The organism is Micromonospora sp. NPDC020750 (assembly GCF_044334565.1).
Classification (GTDB): Bacteria; Actinomycetota; Actinomycetes; order Mycobacteriales; family Micromonosporaceae; genus Micromonospora.
In genome coordinates this window covers 428052-450898 of record NZ_JBIRTH010000002.1, presented here as the reverse complement: position 1 = coordinate 450898, position 22847 = coordinate 428052, and the positions used below count along the sequence as shown (strand labels likewise).

The following is a 22847-nucleotide window of genomic DNA, read 5'->3' as shown; positions in this document are numbered from 1 at the left end:
ACCTACCTTCGTTCGCGACTGCGGGGCTCCGCTCCGCTGCACTCCTCACACTCACCGGAGCCCACCTTCGTTCGCGACTGCGGGGCTCCGCTCCGCTGCACTCCTCACACTCACCGGAACCCACCCTCGTTCGCGACTGCGGGGCTCCGCTCCGCTGCACTCCTCACACTCACCGGAATCCACCTTCGTTCGCGACCTCCGCCACGGGGCTCATGGAAGGACCGCCACCAGGGCGGCCACCGGGTCGGCGGCGACGCCCAGGACCAGGGCGGGTGCCAGGCCGACGGCGAGGGCGAGCAGCACCAGCGGGGCCCACGCGGTCAGTTCGGCGGCGGCGAGGCCGGGGGCGACCCGGCCGACCGCGGGGCTGGGCCGGCCATGGGTGACCCGGCGCAGCAGCCGCAGCAGGTACGCGGCGGTCAGCGCGCCGCCGACCGCCGCCAGCACGCCCAGGACGGTCCAGAACACCCCGCCCCGCCCGATCGCGGCGACCACGGCGAACGCCTCGCCCCAGAACCCGGCCAGGCCGGGCAGGCCCAGCGAGGCGACGGCGGCGAAGCCGAGCAGCCCGGCTAGCCGGGGCGCGGTCTCCCGCAGCCCGGACAGCTCTGCGAGTTCCCCGGTGCCCGACCGGTCCTTGACCGCCCCGGCCAGGAAGAAGAGCAGTCCGGTGATCACCCCGTGCGCGATGTTGCCGATCAGCGCGGCCTGGATGCCGGTGGCGGTCAGGGTGGCCACCCCGAGCAGCACGAACCCCATGTGCCCGACGCTGGAGTACGCGATCAGCCGCTTCAGCTCGCTCTGGGCGAGGCAGACCAGGGAGCCGATCAGGATCGCCGCGACGGCGAGCACCCCGAGCACCGGGGCGGCCCAGCGGGCCCCCTCCGGCGCCACCCCGACGGCGACCCGGACCAGCCCGTACGTGCCCATCTTGAGCAGCACCCCGGCGAGCACGACGCTGCCGACGGTGGGCGCCTGGGTGTGCGCGTCGGGCAGCCAGGAGTGCAACGGCCAGAGCGGGCTCTTCACCGCGAACGCCAACCCGAACAGGGTGAACGCGGCGAGCTGGGTGCCCCGGGGAAGCCCGGCCCCGCCGGTCAGCGCGACGAGGTCGGCGGTGCCGGCGGCGGCCACCACGACGTACACGCCGACCAGCAGCAGCACCGAGCCGAGCAGGGTGTAGAGGGCGAACTTGCGCGCCGCCCGACGCCGGTCCGGTCCGCCCCAGCCGGCGATGATCGCGTACATGGGGAGCAGGACGACCTCGAAGAAGCAGAAGAACAGCACCAGGTCGAGGGCGAGGAAGGTGCCGAGGATGCCGACCTCGACCACCAGCAGCAGCGCCACGAGGGCTCGGCCGCTGCCGCCGCCGGCGGGCACCTTCCACACCGTGTACGCGCAGCAGAGCAGGGTGAGCAGCGCGGTCAGCACCACCAGGGGGTACGAGATGCCGTCCACGCCCAGGTGGAAGCGCAGGTCGAGGCCGGGCACCCAGGACAGGTCGAGCTGGTGCCAGGGGCGTACGGCCGAGGGCGGCCCGTAGCCGGTCCAGAGCCGGTCGCCGACGACCAGGGCCACCGTGGCGAGCAGGGTCAGCCCCGCCGCCGCCGTGCCGACCAGGCGGGCCGCCCGGTCACCGGGGACGACGGCGACCACGGCCGCGCCGACCGCCGGCACGACCAGCGCCGCGACGAGCAGGACCTGTCCGAGCGTCATGCGGCCCCTCCGATCAGCACGGCGGCCAGCCCGATCAGCAGCGCGCCGGCCAGCACCCCCGCCACCGCCCGGGGCAGCGCGGCGCGGTGCAGCCCGGCCAGTGCCCCGCCGAGGCCGCGTGCGCCCCGGGCGGTGCCCCCCACCACGCCGTCGATCACCAGTTCGTCACCCGCGCGGGCGGCCCGGCCCAGGGCGACCACCGGGCGTACGACGAGGGCGCGCTGGACGTCGTCGAGCCGGAAGCCGGCGGCGAACAGCGGGCCCAGCGGGCCCAGCGCGCGGGCCGGGTCGGCGGTCCGGTCCCGCCGCCAGCCGGCCCAGGCCAGCCCCGCGCCGAGGGCCAGCAGGGCCAGCGGCAGCAGCAGGGCCGGGCCGAGGTGCACCAACTCCCCCTCGCCGGCGGCGAGCCGGTCGGTGAACGGGGGCAGGAACGCGGCCAGACCGAGCAGGGCCGCCGGGACGGCGAGGATCAGCACCGGCCAGCGCATCAGCGCGGGCGGGTCGTGCGGGTGCACCAGCGGCATCCGGGTCTCGCCGAGGAACGCGCGCAGCAGCAGCCGGGTGGCGTACCAGGCGGTGACCGCGACGCCGGCCAGCCCGGCCAGCCAGACCAGCCAGCCCACCCAGGCGGGGGCCGGGCCGGCCCCGTCCAGCGCGGCGGCCTCGGCGGCGGCGAGCACGCCGTCCTTGCTCCAGAAGCCGGACAGCGGGGGGACGCCGGCCAGCGCGCCGAGGCCGACCACCGTGCACCAGAAGGTCACCGGCATGGTGGCGCGCAGGCCGCCCATCCGGGACATCAGGGTGGTGCCGACGGCGTGGATCACCGCCCCGGCGGCGAGGAACAGCAGCGCCTTGAACGCGGCGTGGCTGAGCAGGTGGAACAACGCGGCGGTGGGTGAGCCGACGGCGAGCGCGCCGGTCATGTAGCCGATCTGGGAGACCGTGGACCAGGCCAGCACCCGCTTGAGGTCGTCCTGGGCGGTGGCGGCGAGCGCGCCGAGCAACAGGGTGACCGCGGCCATCACCCCGAGCACGGCGAGCGCGGTCGGGGCCCGCTCGAACAGCGGGTAGAGCCGGGTGACCGCGTACACGCCGGCCGCGACCATGGTGGCGGCGTGGATCAGCGCGGAGACCGGCGTCGGGCCGGCCATCGCGTCGGGGAGCCAGGTGTGCAGCGGGAACTGGGCGCTCTTGCCGGCCACCCCGGCGAGCAGCAGCAGGCAGGCGGTGGTCAGCAGGCCTGCGGAGTAATCGTGGGCGAGCACGTCGGCGATCCGGAAGCTGCCCGCCGAGACGCCGAGCAACGCGATGCCGAGCAGGAAGCCGACATCGCCCACCCGGGTGACCAGGAACGCCTTCATCGCGGCGGCCGGCGCCTCGGGCAGCCGGCGGTCGTGGGCGATGAGCAGGTAGGAGCAGAGGCCCATCACCTCCCAGCCGACCAGCAGCATGATCAGGTCACCGGCGACCACCACCAGCAGCATCGCGGCGGTGAAGAGGCTGATCTGCGCCGCGTACGGCGGGTAGCGGTGGTCGACCTCGACGTCGTCGTGCGGGCCCCGTTTCAGGTAGCCGACGGAGTAGACCTGCACCGCGAGGGCCACCGCCGCGACGGCGACCGCCACCAGGGCGGCGGCCCCGTCGAGCCGGACCCCGAGGGTGACCCGCAGCCCGCCCAGGTCGACCCAGGTGGTCGAGGTCTCCACCGGTTGTCCGACGCGGACCAGCAGGACGACCGCGATCAGCAGCGCCCCGGCCGCCCCGGCCACGCCCAGGCCGATCGCCGCCCGCCGGGCCGGATCCTGCCCGGTGGTCGCGCCGCGCGGCGAGGGCGGCAGCAGCAGCCCGACCAGGCCCGCCACCAGGGGTACGGCCGGCAGCAGCGCGCCGAGCAGGCCGGTCACCGGATCACCTCGCCGGCCGACGCGCCCGGGGTCGCCGCCGCGCCCGCCCCGGGAGTCGGCTCGACCAGCGGCGGCTCGGTCAGCGGCACCTCGTCGACGGCGACGCTGGCCCGCATGCGGTAGAGCTGGAGCACGATGGCCAGCCCCACGCCGATCTCGGCGGCAGCCAGGACGATCACGAAGAGGGCGAAGACCTGGCCGGCGTGCGGGAGCTGCGCCCGGACCGTGGTGTCGGCGGTGACCAGGACCAGGTTGACCGCGTTGAGCATCAACTCCACGGCCATCAGCACCAGCACCGCGTTGCGCCGGCGCAGCACGCCGTACACGCCCAGGCCGAACAGCAGTGCGGCGGTGACGTACGGGATGACGGGCCTCACCGGCGGCCCCCCGGCGCCGGCGCCGGCCGGTCGGCCGCGGGGCGGCCGATGTCGGGGCGGGAGAGCACGATCGCGCCGACCAGGGCGGCCAGCAGCAGCACGGAGAGCACCTCGAACGGCAGCACCCAGGAGCCGAACACCTGCTCGCCGAGGCGCTCGGCGGTGCCCGGCTCGGGCAGGTCGACCCGCGTCCAGCGGAACGCGTCGACCAGCAGGGCGGCCAGCCCGAGGCCGGCGCCGCCGCCGATCAGGGCGGCCGGCCAGCCGGGCCGGTCCAGGTCGTCGGAGGCGCCGATCGGGGCGCGGGTCAGCATCACCGCGAACAGCAGCAGCACCACCACGGCGCCCACGTAGATCAGCACCTGCACCCAGGCCACCAGCTCGGCGGTGAGCACCAGGAAGAGGCCGGCCAGGGCGCCCAGGCAGACCACCAGGTAGAGCCCGGCCCGGACCAGGTGCCGGGTGGTCACCACCAGCGCCCCCGCGCCGACCGCCACCGCGCCGAGGGCGAGCAGCAGCGCGTCCACACCGGTCACGAGGCGGTCCCCGGTTCGGCAGCCCCCGGCTCGGCGGCACCCGGTTCGGCGGCACCCGGTTCGGCGGCACCCGGTTCGGCGGCACCCGGTTCGGCGGCAGCACCCGGGGCGGGCTCGGGGCGTACCCGCGTGGGGGCCGGACGGACGGCGGGGGTGGCCGGGGCGGCGGCCTTGCGCGCGGCGGTGGTCTCCTCCTTCGCCGGCTCGCCGTTGCGGTCGTGCGCGGGCGGCGGCGGGACGGTGCCCATCCACTCGCCGAGGTGGTCCTTGTCGTGCAGCAGGTTCTTGATGTCGTACTCGGCGTACTCGAACTCCGGCGACCAGTAGAGCGCGTCGAACGGGCAGACCTCGACGCAGATGCCGCAGTACATGCAGAGCGAGAAGTCGATGTCGAACTTGTCGAGCACGTTGCGCTGGCGGGGACGGGCGGCGCCGGGCACCGCCACCTCCTCCTTGTGCGAGTCGATGTAGATGCACCAGTCCGGGCACTCGCGGGCGCAGAGCATGCAGACGGTGCAGTTCTCCGCCAGCAGGGCGATCACGCCCCGGGACCGGGGCGGCAGCTCGGGGGCCACGTCCGGGTACTGCTGGGTGGTCGAGCGGCGGGTCATCGTCTTCAGCGTGACGGCCAGCCCCTTCGCCAGCCCTTCGCCGGGCACACTCCGCTCGCTCATGCCGTCCATCCTGCCCTGTGCCCCCGGCGCGCGCGACCACCACCCTGCGCATTGCGTTGGTACGGTGACGACGGGGAGAACGACACACCGGGAAGGGCCTTTCCCATGACCGCCGCGCTGCAGAGCGACCAGCCGCCCGAGGGCGGGTGGACGACCGACGACCTCGACGCGCTGCCCGAGGACGGTCGCCGCCGCGAACTGCTCGATGGAGTGCTCCTCGTGTCCCCCTCCCCCACCCGCGTACACCAGATCATCGCCGGCCGGCTCATGGTCGCGCTCGAAGAAGACTGCCCCGACGAGTACGACGTCACCCAGGGCGTCGAGGTGCGCATCAACCGCACCCGCTCCTTCATCCCGGACGTGCTGGTCACCACGTCGGCCGCGGCGCGGCGTCAGCCGTCGCGGTACGAGGCGCACGAGGTCGTGCTCGCGGTCGAGATCGTCTCCCCCAGCACCCGCTCCATCGACCGGGTGCTCAAGCCCGCCCTCTACGCGCAGGCCGGCATCCCGTACTTCTGGCGGATCGAGGTGGAGGACGACGGGCTGGCCGTCCACACGCACCGGATCGACCCGGTGGACGAGGTCTACACCGAGACCGGGCGCTGGACGAAGTTCGTGGACACCGGCGAGCCGTTCCCGGTCAACCTGCCGGTCAGCCGGATCACGCCCCGGCACCTGTGACCGGCGGAAGCACCTCGACGCCGAGCTGCTGGAGGAGCTGGAACAGCTCGGTGCAGTGCCACACGTCGGCGATCCGCCCCGCCGGGTCGAAGCGCAGGAACGACGCCCCCGAGAAGCTGACCACCTGGCCGGTGGGCGGCACCGGCCCGAATGCGCCGGCCTGGGTGCCGGCGGCCCGCCAGTGCACGGCCACCCGCTCCTCGGACGCCACCACGTCCACGGTCTTGTAGCGCAGGTCCGGGAAGGCCGCCCGCCGCTCCCGGTGCCAGGCCAGCGCGGCCTCCGGGCCGGTTCCGCCCAGCCCCGGGCACTCCGCCGCGACCAGCTCGTACGCGGACTCCTCGCGCCGGCCGTTCCACACGTCGGCGATGAAGCGTCGGGCCGCCGCCTCCACATCGTTCACCCGGGCAGCCTAGCCACCAGGGACCGGGCGGCCATGGGGCACGCGGGCGGGCGTCCGGGGGGCCGCGCGGACCCAGGCCCCGCCCGCAGGCCGGAAATCGGCCAAGATGGTACGGACGGGAACGACCGGCGGACACCAGGAGGCGACGTGGGCGACGAGGCAGAGGCGACGACCGACGGGAAGTACGTCGAGCCCGGCAGGGAGTTCACCCGCGACCAGCGGTACATCGCCACCCGGATCACCGCCGACGGGCGGGACGGCTGGCCGGTCGAGCCGGGCCGGTACCGGCTGGCGGTCAGTCGCGCCTGCCCCTGGGCCAACCGGCTGATCATCGTGCGTCGGCTGCTGGGCCTGGAGGACGCCATCTCGATGGCCGTGGCCGGGCCGACCCATGACGCCCGGAGCTGGACGTTCGACCTGGACCCGGGCGGGCGGGACCCGGTGCTCGGCATCGAGCGGCTGGCCGACGCGTACTTCGCCCGGTTCCCCGGGTACGAGCGGGGCATCACCGTGCCGGCGATCGTGGACGTGCCGACCGGACAGGTGGTCACCAACGACTACGCCCGGATGAGCCTGGACCTGTCGACCGAGTGGACGGCGTACCACCGCGAGGGCGCGCCGGAGCTGTACCCGGAGCGGCTGCGCGACGAGATCGACGAGGTCAACGCGGTCGTCTTCGCCGACGTCAACAACGGCGTGTACCGGTGCGGCTTCGCCGGCAGCCAGCAGGCGTACGAGAAGGCGTACCACCGGCTGTTCGACCGGCTGGACTGGCTGGCCGAGCGGCTGGCCGGGCAGCGGTACCTGGTCGGCGACACGATCACTGAGGCGGACGTGCGGCTGTTCACCACGCTGGTCCGGTTCGACCCGGTCTACCACGGCCACTTCAAGTGCAACCGCCAGAAGCTCACCGAGATGCCGGTGCTGTGGGCGTACGCCCGGGACCTGTTCGCCACGCCCGGGTTCGGCGACACGATCGACTTCGACCACATCAAGCGGCACTACTACGAGGTGCACCGGGACATCAACCCGACCGGGATCGTTCCGCTCGGCCCCGACCTGTCGGGTTGGCTCACCCCACACGGCCGCGAGCAGCTCGGCGGCCGCCCCTTCGGCGACGGCACCCCACCCCCACCCCCACCCCCCGCCGAGCGGCTCACCCCACTCCCCTAACCCACCCCGACCTCCCCTCTCCCCTCTCCCCCTTCCCGCGATCTTGCACTTTGGGCCCCCGTGATGCGCCTTTCGCACCTTGTGTCGGGGCCGCAACTGCAAGATCGCGGGAAGGAGGGGTGGGGTGGGGGTGGGGGTTAGAGGGCTAGGCGGATGGTGGCCGTCAGGACGAGTTGGGCCAGGGAGGCGGGGACCAGGACCAGCCAGCAGAGGCGCTGGAGCTGGTCCTCGCGCAGCCGGGGGTACGACACCCGGAGCCAGATGATCACGAACGCGACGGCGAAGACCTTGAGCAGCGTCCACAGCCAGCCGAGGTGCTCGTCGGCGAACGGGCCCTGCCAGCCGCCGAGGAAGAGCACGGTGGTCAGCGCGGCGATCACCACGATGCCGACGTACTCGGCGAGCAGGAAGAACGCGAAGCGCAGGCCGGTGTACTCCGTCATGTACCCGAATACCAGCTCGGAGTCGGCGATCGGCATGTCGAACGGGGGCCGCCGGATCTCGGCCAGCCCGGCGACGAAGAAGACGATCATCGCGGGCGCCTGCCAGAGCAGCCACCACGGCCGCCACGCCTCGACGATCCCGGGCAGGCTCAGGGTGCCGGCCGCCATGGCCACCGACGCTGCGGCCAGCACCAGCGGCAGTTCGTAGCCGAGCAGCTGGGCCGCCCCGCGCAGCCCGCCGAGCAGGCTGTACTTGTTGGCCGACGCCCACGCCGACATCAGCACCGCCAGCACGCCCACCCCGACCACGGCCAGCACGAAGAACAGGCCGATGTCCAGCGGCTGCCCGACCAGGTCGCCGGGCCCGAGCGGGATCACCAGCAGTGCGAGCAGGTACGGCACCAGGGCCACCACCGGGGCCAGCCGGAACACCGCCCGGTCCGCCTCGCGCGGGGTGACGTCCTCCTTCTGCACGAACTTGACCCCGTCGGCGACGAGCTGGGCCCAGCCGTGGAAGCCGCCCGCGTACATCGGGCCGAGCCGGCCCTGCATGTGCGCCATCACCTTGTGCTCGGCCTGCCCCACGACCAGCGGCAGGACGAGGAAGGCGGCCAGCACGCCGACCACCCGCAGGACGGCCTCCAACCAGTCGGGCATCAGGCCGTACCTCCGTTCCCACGGTCGGCGTTCTTCTCCGGGCTCTCCGGGCCGGCGGTCTCGGGGCCAGCGGCCTCCGGGGCGGCCGGGGTGGGGGGGCCGGGGCGCGCCCCGGGGGCGGGGCGGGCCGGGCGTTCCCGGGCCGGTCGGGCGGGCGTGCCGCCGCGCGGCCCCTCGCCGACCCCGGCCGCGCCGGCGGGCGTCGGCGTCGGCCCCCACTCCCCCGGAGCCGGTACGCCCGGCGGGCGGATCGGGCGCCGGCCGCCGCCGGCCCCGGACTCGCCGGGCTCCTTCGCGCCCGGCCAGGGCTTCGCCACCCGGGAGGCGAGCACGAACTCCTTGCGCAGCGGGTGCCCCTCGAACTCCGGCGGCAGCAGCAGCGGCCTCAGCTCGCCGTGCCCGGGGAAGTCGACGCCGAACATCTCGTACGTCTCCCGCTCGTGCCAGGCCGCGCCCGGGTAGAGGTCGACGACCGAGGCCACCCGTGGCTCGTCCCACGGCACCCGGGTGCGCAGCAGCAGGCCGTGCCGGTGGCCGGTCGACCAGAGGTGGGACACCACCTCGCAACCGTCGGCCAACTGGTCGACGGCGGAGAGCCAGTCGAAGAAGTCGCAGGCCAGGTCCGCGTCGTCCCGGGCGGCGGCCAGCGCGTCCCGCCAGCTCGCCGGGGGTACGTCGACGGTGGCCCGGGCGTACGCCTGGCCGCCGGATACCGACGCGGTGGCCTCGACGGGGGCGAGCAGCGCCACCAGCCGCCGGCCGACCTCTTCCGGAGTCATGTCGCTGATCCTATGGCCGACGCCGGCCCCACGCGGCGGGCCGCCCCGGCCACGGGCCGCGCGGAGTCCGCGTGCGCGTGGCCCGGCCGACCGGATGGCCGCTCTACCCGGCGGACCGGATGGCCGTTTTCACCGGCGGTGGCCGGCTCGCCGGGGAAGGATGAGGTCGTGCGCGCCGTGACTGTCACCCCCGGGGTCCCGAACTCACTGCGCCTGGTGCACGACCATCCCGAGCCGCCCGCTGAGGAAGGCGCGATCCTGGTCGAGGCGCTCGCGGTGGGGATCTGCGGCACCGACCACGAGATCGTCGCCGGGGACTACGGCGAGGCCCCGCCCGGCGCGTCGACCCTGGTGCTCGGGCACGAGTCGCTGGGCCGGGTGCTGGAGGACCCGGGCGGCACGCTGCAACCCGGCGACCTGGTCGCCGGCATCGTCCGGCACCCGGACCCGGTGCCCTGCCCCAACTGCGCAATCGGCGAGTGGGACATGTGCCGCAACGGCAGGTACACCGAGCACGGGATCAAGGCGCTGCCCGGCTTCGCCCGGGACCGGTGGCGGGTACAGCCGGGGTTCGCCGTCGGCCTGGACCCCGCCCTGGCCCCGGTCGGGGTGCTGCTGGAACCGACCGCGGTGGTGGCGAAGGCGTGGGACCACATCGAACGGATCGGCGCCCGCGCCGAGTGGCAGCCGCAGACGGTGCTGGTCACGGGGGCCGGGCCGATCGGCCTGCTGGCGGCGCTGCTGGCCACCCAGCGCGGGTTCTCCGTGCACGTGCTCGACCGGGCCACCACCGGGCCGAAGCCGGACCTGGTCAGGGCGCTCGGCGCGACGTACCACACGGAGTCGGTGGCGCAGCTCGACTTCGACCCGGACGTGATCGTCGAGTGCACCGGCGCGCCGGTGGTCGTGCTGGACGCGATGTGCAAGGCCGGTCCGACCGGGATCATCTGCCTGACCGGGGTGTCCAGCGGCGGCCGGACAATCAACTTCGACGCCGGGGCACTCAACCGGGAACTGGTGCTGGAGAACCACGTGGTGTTCGGCTCGGTGAACGCCAACCGCCGGCACTGGAACCTGGCCGCCGAGGCCCTCGCCCGGGCCGACCCGGCCTGGCTGGGTTCGCTGATCACCCGCCGGGTGCCGGTGGAGGCGTACACCGAGGCGTACACCCCCACCGTCGACGACATCAAGGTGGTGCTCGACTTCACCGTCTGAGCGGGCGATCCCTCCCCGACGCGGGGTCACACCGGTTGGGCGGACCCCCGTCGACGCAGCACGGAGGCCCGGTGCAGCCGGTAGTTCTCGCCTGCGGTGAGCGCCTTCAACAGCTCACCCGTGCCGAGCAGCACCGCCAGCAGGGCGCCCTGGAGCGCGTTTCCCTCCACCCCGTCCGTCAGCGCCTCGGTGGTCCGTCGCAACTCGCCGACGGCCCGGTCCAGGGCCGGTTCCGCCACCACGTCGAATGTCTTCTCGAAGGCCGGCACGGAGCGGTTGAGCAGCCGGTCCAGGAGGCGGAGCAGGACGTCCAGCCGCTCCCGGGCGACCGTTTCCGGCACCCCGTGCTCGTTGACCAGTCGCAGGGTCCTGAAGTACAGCCCGTCGTCGAGCAGCGGCCCGCCCCGCCGCCAGGGCTGGCGCGGCAGCACCGCCCCCTCCAGCAGGAACCACCTGAGCACGTCGGTCACGTCCTCGGAGACCTGTCCGACGGCGTCACCCATCACCGGCGACCACCGCCGCACGTACTCCCGCCGGAGGAAACGGCTGACGCCGAGGGTCACCACCAGGGCGCTGCTGGAGAAGCCCGTCATGCCGGACAGGACGTTGACCAGGTAGGGATGGTTCTGCATGTTGTCGCCGGCGAACGTCTCCCAGCCGACGCCCACCACGAAGCTGGACAGGGCGATCGCGAACAGGCTCCAGGCGACCGACGGGGGCAGACGGGGTGGCACGGCCGTCAGATGCCGGGCAGGCGGCCGTTGCGGAACAGGTCGACGAAGAGCTGGTGGTCCTCGCGGGCCCGCAGCCCGTAGGCGTGCGAGAACTCGACCAGCCCGGTGGCGAACCCGTCGGGGTCGGCGTCCACGGCGGCGACGATCGCCTCCTCGGTGGAGTAGTCGACCAGGTCGTGGCTGGACTCGTCGTCGGCCACCGAGTGCATCCGGGCAACCGCCCGGCCCAGGTCGGCCAGCACCCCGGCCAGTTCCTCCGGCTCGTTGACGTCCGCCCAGTCCAGGTCGGCCGCGTACGGGGAGACCTCGGCGACGAGCTGGCCGGCCCCGTCCAGCTCGGTGAAGCCCAGCCACGGGTCGGCATGCGCCTGGAGCGCCCGCTGCGACTCGGCCGTACGGTGCCCCTGGTGCCGGAAGTAGCCGCGCACCCGCTCGTCGTCGATGTGCCGGGCCACCGCCGGCACCTGGGCCTGCTTCATGTAGATGACCACGTCGTTCTCCAGCGCCTGGGTGTGCCCCTCCAGCAGCAGGTTGTACGACGGCAGCCCGGCCGAGCCGATGCCCACTCCCTTGCGCAGCACGACGTCCTTGATGTGCGCGGCGACCGGGCGCAGCCGGGCGGACGACTCGGGCAGGGTGCCCAGGTAGTCCTGGAACGCGGCGCAGACCTTCGCCCGGGTGTCGTCGTCGATCTCGAAGACCCCGTCGCCGAGGGAGAACCGGCGCTCGTAGTTGTCGACGGTGGTCTGCGTGGCGAGCAGGTCTACCCGGGTGTTGAGCCGGGCCTGCTGGAGCACCCGGCGCAGCACCCCGTCGGCGTTGTCCAGGGTGATCGAACCGATCGCGTCGTCCCCGCCGGCGGCGATCGCCCGCAGCTCGGTCAGGTACGACCGGGCGAAGCCGGTGACCAGGTCGCTGATCGCCCGGTCGGAGAGCGCCTTGGCGTACCCGAGCAGGGCCACGCTGGCGGCGAGCCGCCTCAGGTCCCAGGAGAACGGCCCGACGTACGCCTCGTCGAAGTCGTTGACGTTGAACACGAGCTGCCCGGAGGCGTTCATGTAGGTGCCGAAGTTCTCCGCGTGCAGGTCGCCGTGGATCCACACCCGGCTGGTGCGCTCGTCCAGGAACGCGTCGTCGGCGAAGTCGCCGCGCTGGTCGGCGTAGAAGAGCGAGGCGCTGCCCCGGTAGAAGGCGAACGGCGAGGCTGCCATCTTGCGGAACTTGCGGCGGAACGCCGCCGGGTCGAGCGCCATCGACGCACCGAACTCCTCGGTGAGCACGTCAACGATGAAGGCGGACCGATCGTCCGCGGACTGGGTCATGGCCGGCAGGCTAACCCCCGCCCGCCACCCCCTGGTTGATCATGAAGTTGTTACCAGACCGTCCGGCGTGTCATGGCAACAACTTCATGATCAACGAAGGTGGGGCGGGGGCGCCGGGCGGGCTACGCCAACTCCATGTCGACGGGGGTGGAGTGGGACTCAGTCGGGGAGGCGGGTCGGTGGGGCGGTCAGCGACTCCACCGAACGGGGGGACCGGCCGCCGGCCGGGGAGGCGAGCGGGTCGGGGCGGGGGACGCCGCCGATGCCTGACTGCTCGGCGGCGATCTTCTCCTGGAGGCGCAGGATGCCGTGCAGCAGCGCCTCCGGGCGGGGCGGGCAGCCGGGCACGTAGACGTCGACGGGGATGAGCTGGTCGACGCCCTTGGTCACCGAGTACGAGTCCCAGTACGGGCCGCCGCAGTTGGAGCAGGCGCCGAACGAGATGACGTACTTCGGCTCGGGCATCTGGTCGTAGAGCCGCTTGATCGCCGGGGCCATCTTGTCGGTGACCGTGCCGGAGACCACCATCAGGTCGGCCTGGCGCGGGCCGTGGGCGAACGGGATCACCCCGAGCCGCATGAAGTCGTGCCGGCCCATGCTGGTGGCGATGAACTCGATGGCGCAGCAGGCCAGGCCGAAGTTGAACACCCAGAGCGAGTAGCGGCGGCCCCAGTTCAGCACGAACCGGATCGGCTCTCCCAGCACTCCCGGCAGTTGCACGACCGGCCCCCTCTCTCCCAGCGTCAGTCAACCACAGCCACCGGACGGCCCGGCCGGGCCGCTCAGTAGGTCGGGCGTTGCAGCAGGCCCACGAACTCGACCAGCAGCCGCTCCCGCAGGGCCGGTGGGGCGGCGTCGAGCAGGGCGTTGACGGTGGCGTCCGGCGCGAAGGCCCCGGGGCCGGACGCCGGGCCGCCGGACGCCGGGCCGCCGGACGCCACACCGCCCAGGCCGGACGGCGTACCGCCGAGGCCGAGGCCGGCGGCCAGGCCGGCGACCAGCTCCGGGGTCAGCGCGTCCGGGGTCAGGGTCGCGGCGAGCGCGGTCAGCTCGGCGGGCAGCTCGACCGGCCCGGCGGCCCGGGCCGCCGCGACCGCGTCGGCCAGGTCGGGGCCGAACTCCGCCACCCTGGGGGCCACCGAGGCGGTCACCGTGAGGTGCACGCTGGCCGGCAGCTCGCCGTACGTGAGCTGGGGCTGGGTGTGCCAGCCGCGCGCGGTCAGCTCGTCGACCAGCACGAACAGGTCCAACCCGGGGTCGACGGAGGTGAAGCAGACCACGGTCGACTCGGGCTCGGCCATCAGCCGCAGCCCGTCGACGCCCCGCACGGCGTCGGCGAGCCCGGCCACCGCGTCCCGGGTCGCACCGGCCAGCCGCAGGTAGCCGTCCTCGCCGAGGTGGCGCAGGGTGGCGTACGCGGCGGCGATCGGCCCGCCCGAGCGGGTGGAGGCGATCACCGGGTTGACCATGGTGTACCCGGGCCAGTCGGCGTACGCGAAGTACTGCGGGGCGCGCAGCGCCGGGTCGCGGTGCAGCAGCACCGAGACGCCCTTCGGGGCGTACGCGTACTTGTGCAGGTCGACCGAGATCGAGGTGACCCCGTCGACGGCGAAGTCGAACGGCGGCACCGGCGCGCCGAGCCGGCGCAGCCAGGGCAGGGTCCAACCGCCGAAGCAGGCGTCCACATGGCAGCGCACCCCGGCCGCCGCCGCCACCTCGGCGATCCCGGCGACCGGGTCGACGACGCCGTGCGCGTACGAGGGGGCGGAGCACGCGACCAGCACGGTGTCGGGGCGGATCGCGGCGGCCACGTCGGCGGCCGACGGGCGCAGCGTGTCCGGGTCGACGGGCACCGGGTCGAGGGCCACCCGCAGGTAGTGGGCCGCCTTGGCGAACGCCGCGTGCGCGGTCGTCGGCACCGCGATCCGGGGCTCGCCGATCTCGGGGCGGGCGTCGCGGGCCGCCTTGACGGCGAGGATCAGCGACTCGGTGCCGCCGCTGGTGACGCTGCCGACGACGTCCGGGGCGGTCGTGCCGGGGCCGCCGCCGAGCAGCCGGGCCGCCGCCCCGACCAGCGCGTTCTCCATCGCCAGCAGGGACGGGAAGGCGGTCGGGTCGAGCCCGTTGACGTGCGCGCTGCCGGCGTGGGCGGCGGCGGCCAGGTCGTCCAGCCCCGGCACTGCGGGGTCGTACACGTACGCGAACAACCGCCCTCCGTGCGTCGGCCGGTCGGCCTCGCGCAGCCCCCGGATCTCCCGGAGCACCCGCTCGGCCGGCACCCCGTGCCCCGGCAGCGCCCGGCCGGTGTCCTGGTCGTCGATCATCAGGTGGTGGTGCCCTTCTCGTGGAGGGTGGGCGTGGCGAGGAGGTCGGCCCGGGTGAGGGTGTAGTGGCGTAGGAGGAGCAGGGGTGGGGCCACCAGGAGGGCCGGCAGCAGGGTGAAGCCCAGCAGGACGCCGAGGCGGGCGGTGCCGGACTGGGCCGCCGCCGTGCCCGTGTCGGACGAGACGTAGCCGCTGAGCTGGAGGACCAGGCCGTAGATGCCCGGGCCGAGGGCCAGGCCGAAGGTCTCCCCCGCCGTCCACAGGCCGGTGAACACGCCGGCCTGCCGCCGGCCGGTGCGGGCGGTGTCGTACGCGATGCAGTCGGGCAGCATGGCCAGCGCGAAGACCTGCTGGCCGGCGTACCCGACGCCGATCACCGCGACCACCAGATAGACCGCGACGGCCGGCAGCACCGGCGCGGCGACCAGGACGGTCGCGCCGGCCGCCAGCAGCACCGACGCGGCGACCAGGGCGGCCCGCTTGCCGACCCGGGCGCCGACCCGGGTCCACAGCGGCATCACCAGCAGCGCCGGGCCGACGAAGCAGGCGAACAGCACGGTCGGGCCGGTGTCCGGGTCGCGCAGCACCTGGCCGGCGAAGTAGCTGACCCCGGCCAGGATGGTGGCCACCCCGGCGGACTGGATCACGAAGCAGACCAGCAGCGCCCGGAACGGCCGGTTCCGCCCGGCGACGGCGAGCTGGGCGCGCAGGGTCGGCTCGCTCTCGCCGACCGTGCCGGTGGGCGCGCCCCGGGTGCCGAGGAACGCCCCGACCGCGCCGAGCACGATCAGCCCGGCCACGAACAGGCCCATCCAGCGGTGCCCGGGGACGCCGTCGCCACCGGCGGCCACCACGGCCGGGGCGACCGCGCCGGAGACCAGGATGGCCACCGCCAGCACCGCGATCCGCCAGCTCATCAGCCGGGTACGTTCCGCGTAGTCGTCGGTCAGCTCGGCCGGCATCGCCACGTACGGGACCTGGAAGAAGGCGAACGCGGTCGCGGCGGCCAGGAACGCGACGGCGACGTACCCGGCGGCGGCCGGGCCCGACCCGAACGGGCCGGCGAAGATCGCGGCGAACAGCACGCCGAGGGCGAGCCCGCCGAGCAGCAGGTACGGCCGGCGGGCGCCCCAGCGCGATCTGGTCCGGTCGGAGATCCGCCCGACGACCGGGTTGACCAGCACGTCCCACGCCTTCGGCAGGAGCACCAGCAGTGCCGCCACCCCGGCGGCGACGCCCAGGGTGTCGGTCAGGTACGGCAGGAGCAGCAGCCCGGGCACCGTGCCGAAGGCTCCGGTCGCCAGGGAGCCGAGCGCGTAGCCGAGGTGCACCCGGCGGGGCAGCCCGCCGTTCGCCCAACGAGTCGGTGCCCCGGGGGGCGTGCCGGATCCGGCCGGCGACAGCGTCATGACGCCGAATGTTACTCACGTTATGGCCTGGGTCACATCCCCTCTTCCGGCGACCAACCCGCCGCCATGTCCACGCCCGACGGGCGCAGCGGGGCGCCCTCGGCGCGCAACCGGGCCCGCGCCTCGACCTCGTGGCCGGGCGGCAGCCGGCCGGCGGAGTTCACCACCCGATGCCACGGCACCCCGCCCCCGTGCCTGGCCATGATCGAGCCGACCAGCCGCGCCGACGCCCGCCCCGAGCGCTCGGCGAGCGCGTCGGCGACCGCGCCGTACGACATCACCCGGCCCGGCGGGATGCGCTCGACCAGCTCCAGCACCGCCTCGACGTACTCCTCCGGTGTCACGCGCGCCACTCCTCAGCTGTCCCGACCGGCCAGAGTATGGGAACGGCCGCGGGGGCGGCGGGACCGACCGCGCAGAATGGGCGGGTGCGCGAAGCAGTCACCTCGGCCCGGCGGATCGTCGTCAAGATCGGTTCGTCCTCGCTGACCACGGCGTCCGGCGGCCTCGACGACGCCCGGGTCGACGCGCTGGTCGACACCCTCGCCGCGCTCGCCGGCGCCGGCCGCGAGGTGGTGCTGGTCTCCTCCGGCGCGATCGCCGCCGGGCTCGCCCCGCTCGGCCTCACCCGACGCCCCCGCGACCTGGCCACCCAGCAGGCTGCGGCCAGCGTCGGCCAGGGCCTGCTGATCGGCCGGTACGCGGCCGGCTTCGCCCGGCACGGCCTGACCGTCGGGCAGGTGCTGCTCACCGTCGACGACGTGACCCGGCGGGCGCACTACCGCAACGCGTACCGGACGTTGCGCAAGCTGCTCGACCTGCGGGCCGTGCCGATCGTCAACGAGAACGACACGGTCGCCACCGAGGAGATCCGCTTCGGCGACAACGACCGGCTGGCCGCCCTGGTCGCCGCGCTGGTCCACGCCGAGCTGCTGGTGCTGCTCTCCGACGTCGACGCGCTGTGGACCGGCGACCCGGCCCGGCCGGGGTCGACCCGGATCAGCGAGGTCCGCGACGAGCGGGACCTGGCCGGCGTGCAGGTCGGCGGGGCCGGCCGGGCCGGGGTCGGCACCGGCGGCATGGTCACCAAGGTCGAGGCGGCCCGGATCGCCACCGGCTTCGGCATCCCCGTGGTGCTCACCGCCGCGCCGCTGGCCACCGGGGCGCTGGCCGGCGAGGAGGTCGGCACCCTGTTCCACGCCGGGCGGCGGCGCCCCACCGCCCGACTGTTCTGGCTGGCCCACGCCACCACCCCGCGCGGCCGGCTGCACCTCGACGAGGGTGCGGTCGCGGCCGTGGTGGGCCGGCGCAAGTCACTGCTGCCGGCCGGGATCACGGCCGTCGACGGGGCGTTCACCGCGGGCGACCCGGTCGACCTGGTCGACGCCGGGGGCGCACCGGTCGCCCGGGGACTGGTCAACTACGACGCCGTCGAGCTGCCCGGCCTGCTCGGCCGGTCCACCGGCGAGCTGGCCGCGGCCCTCGGCCCGGCGTACGAACGTGAGGTCGTCCACCGCGACGACCTGGTGCTGCTGTAGGCAGGGGGCCCTTCCCCTACACGTGAGGAGTGCACGATGAGCGTCGACGAGCAGGCCCGGCGGGCCAGGGACGCGGCGGAGGCGCTGGCCGTCGCCACCCGTACCGTCAAGGACGGCGCGCTGGTCGCGATGGCCGACGCGCTGGTGGCGCGTACCCCCGAGATCCTGACCGCGAACGCGGCGGACCTGGCGGCCGGGCGCGAGGCCGGGCTGAGCGCGGCCGTGCTGGACCGGCTCGCCCTCGACGCCCCCCGGGTGGCCGGCATCGCCGACGCGCTGCGCGAGATGGCCGCGCTGCCCGACCCGGTGGGCGAGGTGGTCCGCGGCTCGACCCTGCCCAACGGCTTGGAGCTGCGCCAGGTCCGGGTGCCGTTCGGGGTGGTCGGCATCATCTACGAGGCCCGGCCCAACGTGACCGTGGACGCCGCCGGGATCTGCCTGAAGTCCGGCAACGCGGCGCTGCTGCGCGGCTCCTCCTCGGCGGCGAACTCCAACGCCGCCCTGGTCGCGGTGCTCCGCGACGCCGTCGCCGACGCGGGCCTCCCCGCGGACGCCGTGCAACTGCTCGACGCCACCTCCCGTGACTCGGTCAAGGAGCTGATGCGCGCCCGGGGCCTGGTCGACGTGCTGATCCCGCGCGGGGGCGCGTCGCTGATCCGCACCGTGGTGGAGGAGTCGACGGTCCCGGTGATCGAGACGGGGGTGGGCAACTGCCACGTGTACGTCGATGTCGCCGCCGACCTGGCCAAGGCCGTCGCGATCACCCTCAACGCCAAGACCCAGCGCCTGTCCACCTGCAACACCGCCGAGTCGCTGCTGGTGCACGCCGGGATCGCGGACGCGTTCCTGCCGGCGGTGCTGGCCGCGTTCGCCGAGGCCGGGGTGACCGTGCACGGCTCCCCCGAGGTGGCCGCGCACTCCGACGCGGTGGTGCCCGCCACCGACGAGGACTACGCCACCGAGTACCTGTCGGCCGACATCTCGGTCGCCGTCGTCGACTCGCTCGACGCGGCGGTCGCGCACATCCGCCGGTACGGCAGCGGCCACACCGAGGCGATCGTCACCGACTCGCAGTCGGCGGCCCGGGAGTTCGTGGCCCGGGTGGACGCGGCGGCGGTGATGGTGAACGCCTCGACCCGGTTCACCGACGGCGGCGAGTTCGGCTTCGGCGCGGAGATCGGCATCTCGACGCAGAAGCTGCACGCCCGGGGCCCGATGGGCCTGCCCGAGCTGACCAGCACCAAGTACGTCGTCACCGGCGACGGCCACCTGCGGGGGTAGACACGGGGATCGGGGCAACGCCCACGGTTCCCGTCCCACCCCGCCGGTCAGCGACGGCGACGACCCGACCGGCGGGGCTTCTCGCGCTGGCCGCGGGGGCGTCGCCGGCCCGGCGTGCCCCCGGCCGGCGGCAGCGCGCCCTCGCCCCAGAACCGCAGCGCCACCAGCGGAGCGGCGACCACCAGGAAAACCAGTAGCTGGAACCAGGCGTACTCCAGCAGCTCCACGTCCCAGGTCCGCCAGACCACCAGCAGGACGACGGCGAGCACCGCGAACACCACGAACATGAGCAGGCCGCCGTACCGGCCGACGAACCGCCGGAAGCTCCCGCCGTGGGCGGCAGGCGGGTCAGCGGCAGGCACGGATGGCCGCCAGGGTGGTGTGCACGTCGCCACGCTACCGATGCAAACGTGCTTCCGCCTCGGACGGTCGGCCGAGCGACAGGAACGGTGAGGGCCCCTTCCGTCCGGAAGGGGCCCTCACGTCAGGCTCAGTACGCGGGGAGCGAGGGATCGATCTGCTTGATCCAGGACAGCACGCCGCCCTGGACGTGCACCGCGTCGCGGAAGCCGGCCGCCTTGAGCGCGGCGAGCGCCTCGGCGGACCGGACGCCGGACTTGCAGTGCAGCACGACCTGCTTGTCCTGCGGCAGCTTCACCAGCGCCTCGCCGGAGATGATCTCGCCCTTGGGGATCAGCGTCGAGCCGGGGATCCGGACGATCTCGTACTCGGCCGGCTCGCGGACGTCGACCAGGAAGATGTCCTTGCCGGCGTCCTGCCACTCCTTGAGCTCGGCGGCGGTGATGGTCGCGTCGACGATCGCCTCCTGGGCCTCCTCGGAGACCGCGCCGCAGAAGTCCTCGTAGTCCTCCAGCAGGTCGGTGACCGTCGGGTTCTCGCCGCAGAGCACGCAGTTCGGGTCCTTCCGAACCTTGATCTTGCGGTACTCCATCTCCAGGGCGTCGTAGACCATCAGCCGGCCGACCAGCGGCTCCCCGATCCCGGCGAGCAGCTTGATCGCCTCGTTGACCTGGATCGAGCCGACCGACGCGCAGAGCACGCCGAGCACGCCGCCCTCGGCGCAGGACGGGACCATGCCGGGCGGCGGGGGCTCCGGGTAGAGGCAGCGGTAGCAGGGCCCGTGCTCGGCCCAGAACACCGACGCCTGGCCGTCGAAGCGGTAGATCGACCCCCAGACGTACGGCTTTCCGAGCAGCACCGCCGCGTCGTTGACCAGGTACCGGGTGGCGAAGTTGTCGGTGCCGTCGACGATCAGGTCGTAAGCGGAGAAGATCTCGCGGACGTTGTCCCGGTCCAGCGCGGTGTTGTGGATCTCCACGCTGACCAGCGGGTTGATCTCGCGGATCGACGCGGCGGCGGACTCGGCCTTGGACCGGCCGATGTCGGAGACGCCGTGGATGATCTGCCGCTGGAGGTTCGACTCGTCGACGGTGTCGAAGTCGATGATGCCGAGCGTCCCGACGCCCGCGGCGGCCAGGTACAGCAGGGCCGGCGAGCCGAGGCCGCCGGCGCCCACGCAGAGCACCCGGGCGTTCTTCAGTCGCTTCTGCCCCTCGACCCCGACGTCGGGAATGATCAGGTGGCGGGAGTAGCGACGGATCTCGTCAACGGTCAGCTCGGCGGCGGGCTCGACGAGCGGGGGCAACGGCACGGTGGACTCCCCGGGATCGGCGGTGGGAACCGCGCCATTGTTGCTCGCCGCGACCGGTTTCGGCCATGAGCAGGGCCACGTCGCCCGACATGCGGGAGCGGGAATATCTTCAGACGCCCGGAATCAGCTCCCCGGCGTACCGGTCCCCGTCGAGGTAGGGCCAGGCGTTGGCGACGCAGCCCTCCAGGCCGTACGTCTGCTGCTGCATCACCGGAGCGGCCTCGCCGGGCCCGGGGCAGGCCTCGTGCAGCTCGCCGAACTCGTGCCCGACCTCGTGGTTGACCACGTAGCTGCGGTAGACCGCCAGCGGCGCGCCGTAGTCCGGGACCGCCTCCATCCAGCGGGCCAAATTGATGATCACCTGGCCGGGGAGCCGGCAGGAGGTGTACCGCTCGGTGCTCAACCCGCCGAGCGCGCACATCCGCTCGGAGGTGACCGGGGTTGCCAGGTAGACGGTGAAGTCGGCGTCGGCCGCCTCGGCTACCCGCTGCACCCGCAGTTCTCCGGAGGCGATCCAGCTCCGCGCGTCGCCGAGCACCTCGTCGACGGTGGCCGCGAAGGCGTCCGCGTCCTGGCCGGTGCCCTGCTCGACGAGCACCCGGTAGCGGCGCACCGGGCCGTCCGCGCCCCGGACCGGGGTCTGGCCCGCCGCCGGGGCGAACCGGCCGGGGCCACTGCTGGGCCAACCGAGCGGCGCGGCCGGGTCGGCCGGAGCGCCCTGGTCGCCCACGCCGCCGCCGGGCAGGGCCCACCTTTCGCCGGTGCCGGCGGGGCCGGCCGGCGATCCGCCGCCGAGGAGCAGGGTCGCCGCCGCGACGAGCGCCACCAGTCCGGCGAGGCCGCCGAGCAGCGTACGCGGGCGGAGCCGCCGCGCCCGGCGCCCGTCAGGACGCGGACGGGAGGGGCGGAACGGCCCGGAAGGGGACGCCGAAGTCATGCCACCAGCCTGCCAGACCAGGCGGGCATTTCCGGGCATTTACCACAGTCGCCATGAAAGGCCCTCGCATTGCCAGCCTCACGTGCCGCCCCGGGAGCCGGCCCGCGCCGCCCGGTCGACGGCCGCCCGGGTCAGAGCGGCGGGCCGGGTCAGAGCGGCGGGCCGGGTCAGAGCGGCGGGCCGGAATGCCGGCGACCGGCCAGGTACGGCCACGGGTTGGCCACGCACCCCCGCAGGAACAGGGTCTGCTGCATCATCACCGGCGCGGGCCGGCCCGGCTTCGGGCAGCGCTCGTGGTGGTGCCCGAGCTCGTGCCCGACCTCGTGGTTCACCACGTACGTCCGGTAGACCGACAGCGGCACGCCGGCCGACACGAAATGCGGCACCGAACTCCGCCACCGGTCCAGGTTGATGATCACCTTTCCGGACGCCCGGCAGGAGGTGTACGGCCGGCCGCCCACCCGGATGTCGACGCCGCCCGCCGCGCACATCCGTCCCGCGGTGCGCGCCGTGGCCAGGTGGACCGTGAAGTCGTGCCGGGCCCCGCCCGGCACCCGCTGCAACCGCAGCCGGCCGCCGTCCACCCAGCTCCCCGGCCCGGCCAGCGCCTCCTGCACCGCCGTGCCGAACGCCCGCGCGTCCTCGCCCGTCTCCGGCTCCACCGCCACCCGGTAGCGGCGCAGCCGGCCGGACGTGCCGAGCACCTCGCCGGCCCGGTCGTCGTACCGGAAACCGCCCCGGCCGGCCGACGGCACCGGGCCGGGCAGCCGCAGCACCGGCGACGCGGAAACGTCGAAGGGCGGCGCGGCCGGGTGGGGGGACACCGGCCCGGAAGACGCGACGGCCGGGCCGAACAGGCCGGCCGGGTGGGAGGGGCCGACCGGGCGGGAGGAGTCGGCCGGGGCGGCCGTCAGGGGCGGTGGCGCGGGCTGGCCCAGGGTCGCCTCCGCCACCCCCGCCGCAGACCGCCCCACCTGGCCGGCGGACGGCCGCCCGACCAGTCCAGCCAGCCCGGCCAACACGCACACGGCGATCATGACCAGGGAAAGAACCGTCCGCCACCGGCGACCGG

The 22847-nt window shown here is 74.3% G+C and carries 23 protein-coding genes; 5 read left to right on the top strand and 18 right to left on the bottom strand.

The window, feature by feature from the left end; genetic code table 11:
* Window positions 1-210: 210 nt before the first annotated feature.
* Genes ACH4T9_RS07265 through ACH4T9_RS07245 form a run of 5 tightly spaced genes read right to left on the bottom strand, consistent with a single transcriptional unit; the run spans window position 211 to window position 5207 of the window.
* A complete protein-coding gene (locus tag ACH4T9_RS07265) occupies window positions 211-1716 on the bottom strand; it encodes a NuoM family protein (RefSeq protein ID WP_396670357.1) in 1506 nt (501 codons plus the stop codon).
* Entirely contained in the window at window positions 1713-3620 is a 1908-nt protein-coding gene (locus ACH4T9_RS07260; protein ID WP_396670358.1) for an NADH-quinone oxidoreductase subunit L, read from the bottom strand. The genes ACH4T9_RS07265 and ACH4T9_RS07260 overlap by 4 nt, the downstream gene beginning before the upstream one ends.
* On the bottom strand, window positions 3617-3997 hold the full coding sequence (gene nuoK, locus ACH4T9_RS07255) for an NADH-quinone oxidoreductase subunit NuoK (protein ID WP_396670359.1): 381 nt from the start codon (window positions 3995-3997) through the stop codon (window positions 3617-3619). Before nuoK ends, ACH4T9_RS07260 begins: the two co-directional genes overlap by 4 nt.
* Window positions 3994-4533: an NADH-quinone oxidoreductase subunit J gene (locus ACH4T9_RS07250; protein ID WP_396670360.1), complete on the bottom strand. Its 540-nt coding sequence runs from the start codon at window positions 4531-4533 to the stop codon at window positions 3994-3996. The genes nuoK and ACH4T9_RS07250 overlap by 4 nt, the downstream gene beginning before the upstream one ends.
* Complete coding sequence (locus ACH4T9_RS07245; RefSeq protein WP_396670361.1) at window positions 4530-5207, bottom strand: NuoI/complex I 23 kDa subunit family protein; 678 nt, start codon at window positions 5205-5207, stop codon at window positions 4530-4532. Before ACH4T9_RS07245 ends, ACH4T9_RS07250 begins: the two co-directional genes overlap by 4 nt.
* Before the next feature lie 105 nt (window positions 5208-5312).
* On the opposite strand from ACH4T9_RS07245, the gene ACH4T9_RS07240 reads away from it, so the two are divergent.
* Complete coding sequence (locus tag ACH4T9_RS07240) at window positions 5313-5888, top strand: Uma2 family endonuclease (protein WP_396670362.1); 576 nt, start codon at window positions 5313-5315, stop codon at window positions 5886-5888.
* Here ACH4T9_RS07240 and ACH4T9_RS07235 read toward each other — a convergent pair.
* Complete coding sequence (locus ACH4T9_RS07235) at window positions 5869-6291, bottom strand: ester cyclase (RefSeq protein ID WP_396670363.1); 423 nt, start codon at window positions 6289-6291, stop codon at window positions 5869-5871. The genes ACH4T9_RS07240 and ACH4T9_RS07235 overlap by 20 nt on opposite strands.
* Before the next feature lie 147 nt (window positions 6292-6438).
* Between ACH4T9_RS07235 and ACH4T9_RS07230 the strand changes: the two genes are divergently transcribed.
* Complete coding sequence (locus tag ACH4T9_RS07230; RefSeq protein WP_396670364.1) at window positions 6439-7464, top strand: glutathione S-transferase family protein; 1026 nt, start codon at window positions 6439-6441, stop codon at window positions 7462-7464.
* Between the two features lie 137 nt (window positions 7465-7601).
* On the opposite strand, the gene ACH4T9_RS07225 is transcribed toward ACH4T9_RS07230, so the two are convergent.
* Both ACH4T9_RS07225 and ACH4T9_RS07220 read right to left on the bottom strand, forming a co-directional pair.
* Window positions 7602-8564, bottom strand: coding sequence for an NADH-quinone oxidoreductase subunit H (locus tag ACH4T9_RS07225; RefSeq protein WP_396670365.1), 963 nt, complete (start codon window positions 8562-8564; stop codon window positions 7602-7604).
* Window positions 8564-9343, bottom strand: a complete 780-nt coding sequence (locus tag ACH4T9_RS07220) for an NADH-quinone oxidoreductase subunit C (protein WP_396670366.1) — start codon at window positions 9341-9343, stop codon at window positions 8564-8566. Before ACH4T9_RS07220 ends, ACH4T9_RS07225 begins: the two co-directional genes overlap by 1 nt.
* Window positions 9344-9511: 168 nt before the next feature.
* Between ACH4T9_RS07220 and ACH4T9_RS07215 the strand changes: the two genes are divergently transcribed.
* Window positions 9512-10558, top strand: a complete 1047-nt coding sequence (locus ACH4T9_RS07215) for a glucose 1-dehydrogenase (protein ID WP_396670367.1) — start codon at window positions 9512-9514, stop codon at window positions 10556-10558.
* Between the two features lie 26 nt (window positions 10559-10584).
* Here the strand turns inward: ACH4T9_RS07215 and ACH4T9_RS07210 are convergent, their stop codons facing one another.
* The 6 genes from ACH4T9_RS07210 to ACH4T9_RS07185 form a co-directional block, all read right to left on the bottom strand.
* Window positions 10585-11292 carry a hypothetical protein gene (locus tag ACH4T9_RS07210; protein WP_396670368.1) on the bottom strand — a complete coding sequence of 236 codons (708 nt, stop codon included), beginning with the start codon at window positions 11290-11292 and terminating at the stop codon, window positions 10585-10587.
* 5 nt (window positions 11293-11297) lie between these two features.
* On the bottom strand, window positions 11298-12614 hold the full coding sequence (locus ACH4T9_RS07205; protein ID WP_396670369.1) for a DUF2252 domain-containing protein: 1317 nt from the start codon (window positions 12612-12614) through the stop codon (window positions 11298-11300).
* A 159-nt stretch (window positions 12615-12773) separates the two neighbouring features.
* The gene (locus tag ACH4T9_RS07200; protein WP_396670370.1) at window positions 12774-13334 is read right to left on the bottom strand and encodes an NADH-quinone oxidoreductase subunit B; all 561 of its coding nucleotides are present in this window, start codon (window positions 13332-13334) and stop codon (window positions 12774-12776) included.
* A gap of 62 nt (window positions 13335-13396) precedes the next feature.
* Window positions 13397-14938: a pyridoxal phosphate-dependent decarboxylase family protein gene (locus ACH4T9_RS07195; RefSeq protein WP_396670371.1), complete on the bottom strand. Its 1542-nt coding sequence runs from the start codon at window positions 14936-14938 to the stop codon at window positions 13397-13399.
* Complete coding sequence (locus ACH4T9_RS07190) at window positions 14938-16347, bottom strand: MFS transporter (RefSeq protein ID WP_396670372.1); 1410 nt, start codon at window positions 16345-16347, stop codon at window positions 14938-14940. The genes ACH4T9_RS07195 and ACH4T9_RS07190 overlap by 1 nt, the downstream gene beginning before the upstream one ends.
* A gap of 32 nt (window positions 16348-16379) precedes the next feature.
* A complete protein-coding gene (locus tag ACH4T9_RS07185; RefSeq protein WP_396670373.1) occupies window positions 16380-16691 on the bottom strand; it encodes an MGMT family protein in 312 nt (103 codons plus the stop codon).
* A gap of 36 nt (window positions 16692-16727) precedes the next feature.
* On the opposite strand from ACH4T9_RS07185, the gene proB reads away from it, so the two are divergent.
* Entirely contained in the window at window positions 16728-17885 is a 1158-nt protein-coding gene (gene proB, locus ACH4T9_RS07180) for a glutamate 5-kinase (protein WP_396670374.1), read from the top strand.
* Window positions 17886-17921: 36 nt separating this feature from the next.
* Window positions 17922-19166, top strand: a complete 1245-nt coding sequence (locus ACH4T9_RS07175) for a glutamate-5-semialdehyde dehydrogenase (RefSeq protein ID WP_396670375.1) — start codon at window positions 17922-17924, stop codon at window positions 19164-19166.
* A 47-nt stretch (window positions 19167-19213) separates the two neighbouring features.
* Here ACH4T9_RS07175 and ACH4T9_RS07170 read toward each other — a convergent pair whose 3' ends face one another.
* From ACH4T9_RS07170 to ACH4T9_RS07155, 4 genes are all read right to left on the bottom strand, one after another.
* Window positions 19214-19528, bottom strand: a complete 315-nt coding sequence (locus tag ACH4T9_RS07170; protein ID WP_396670376.1) for a hypothetical protein — start codon at window positions 19526-19528, stop codon at window positions 19214-19216.
* A gap of 128 nt (window positions 19529-19656) precedes the next feature.
* Complete coding sequence (gene moeZ / locus ACH4T9_RS07165) at window positions 19657-20838, bottom strand: adenylyltransferase/sulfurtransferase MoeZ (RefSeq protein WP_396670377.1); 1182 nt, start codon at window positions 20836-20838, stop codon at window positions 19657-19659.
* Window positions 20839-20947: 109 nt separating this feature from the next.
* Complete coding sequence (locus ACH4T9_RS07160; RefSeq protein ID WP_396670378.1) at window positions 20948-21775, bottom strand: DUF3152 domain-containing protein; 828 nt, start codon at window positions 21773-21775, stop codon at window positions 20948-20950.
* Between the two features lie 167 nt (window positions 21776-21942).
* On the bottom strand, window positions 21943-22812 hold the full coding sequence (locus ACH4T9_RS07155) for a DUF3152 domain-containing protein (RefSeq protein WP_396670379.1): 870 nt from the start codon (window positions 22810-22812) through the stop codon (window positions 21943-21945).
* Window positions 22813-22847 lie beyond the last annotated feature (35 nt).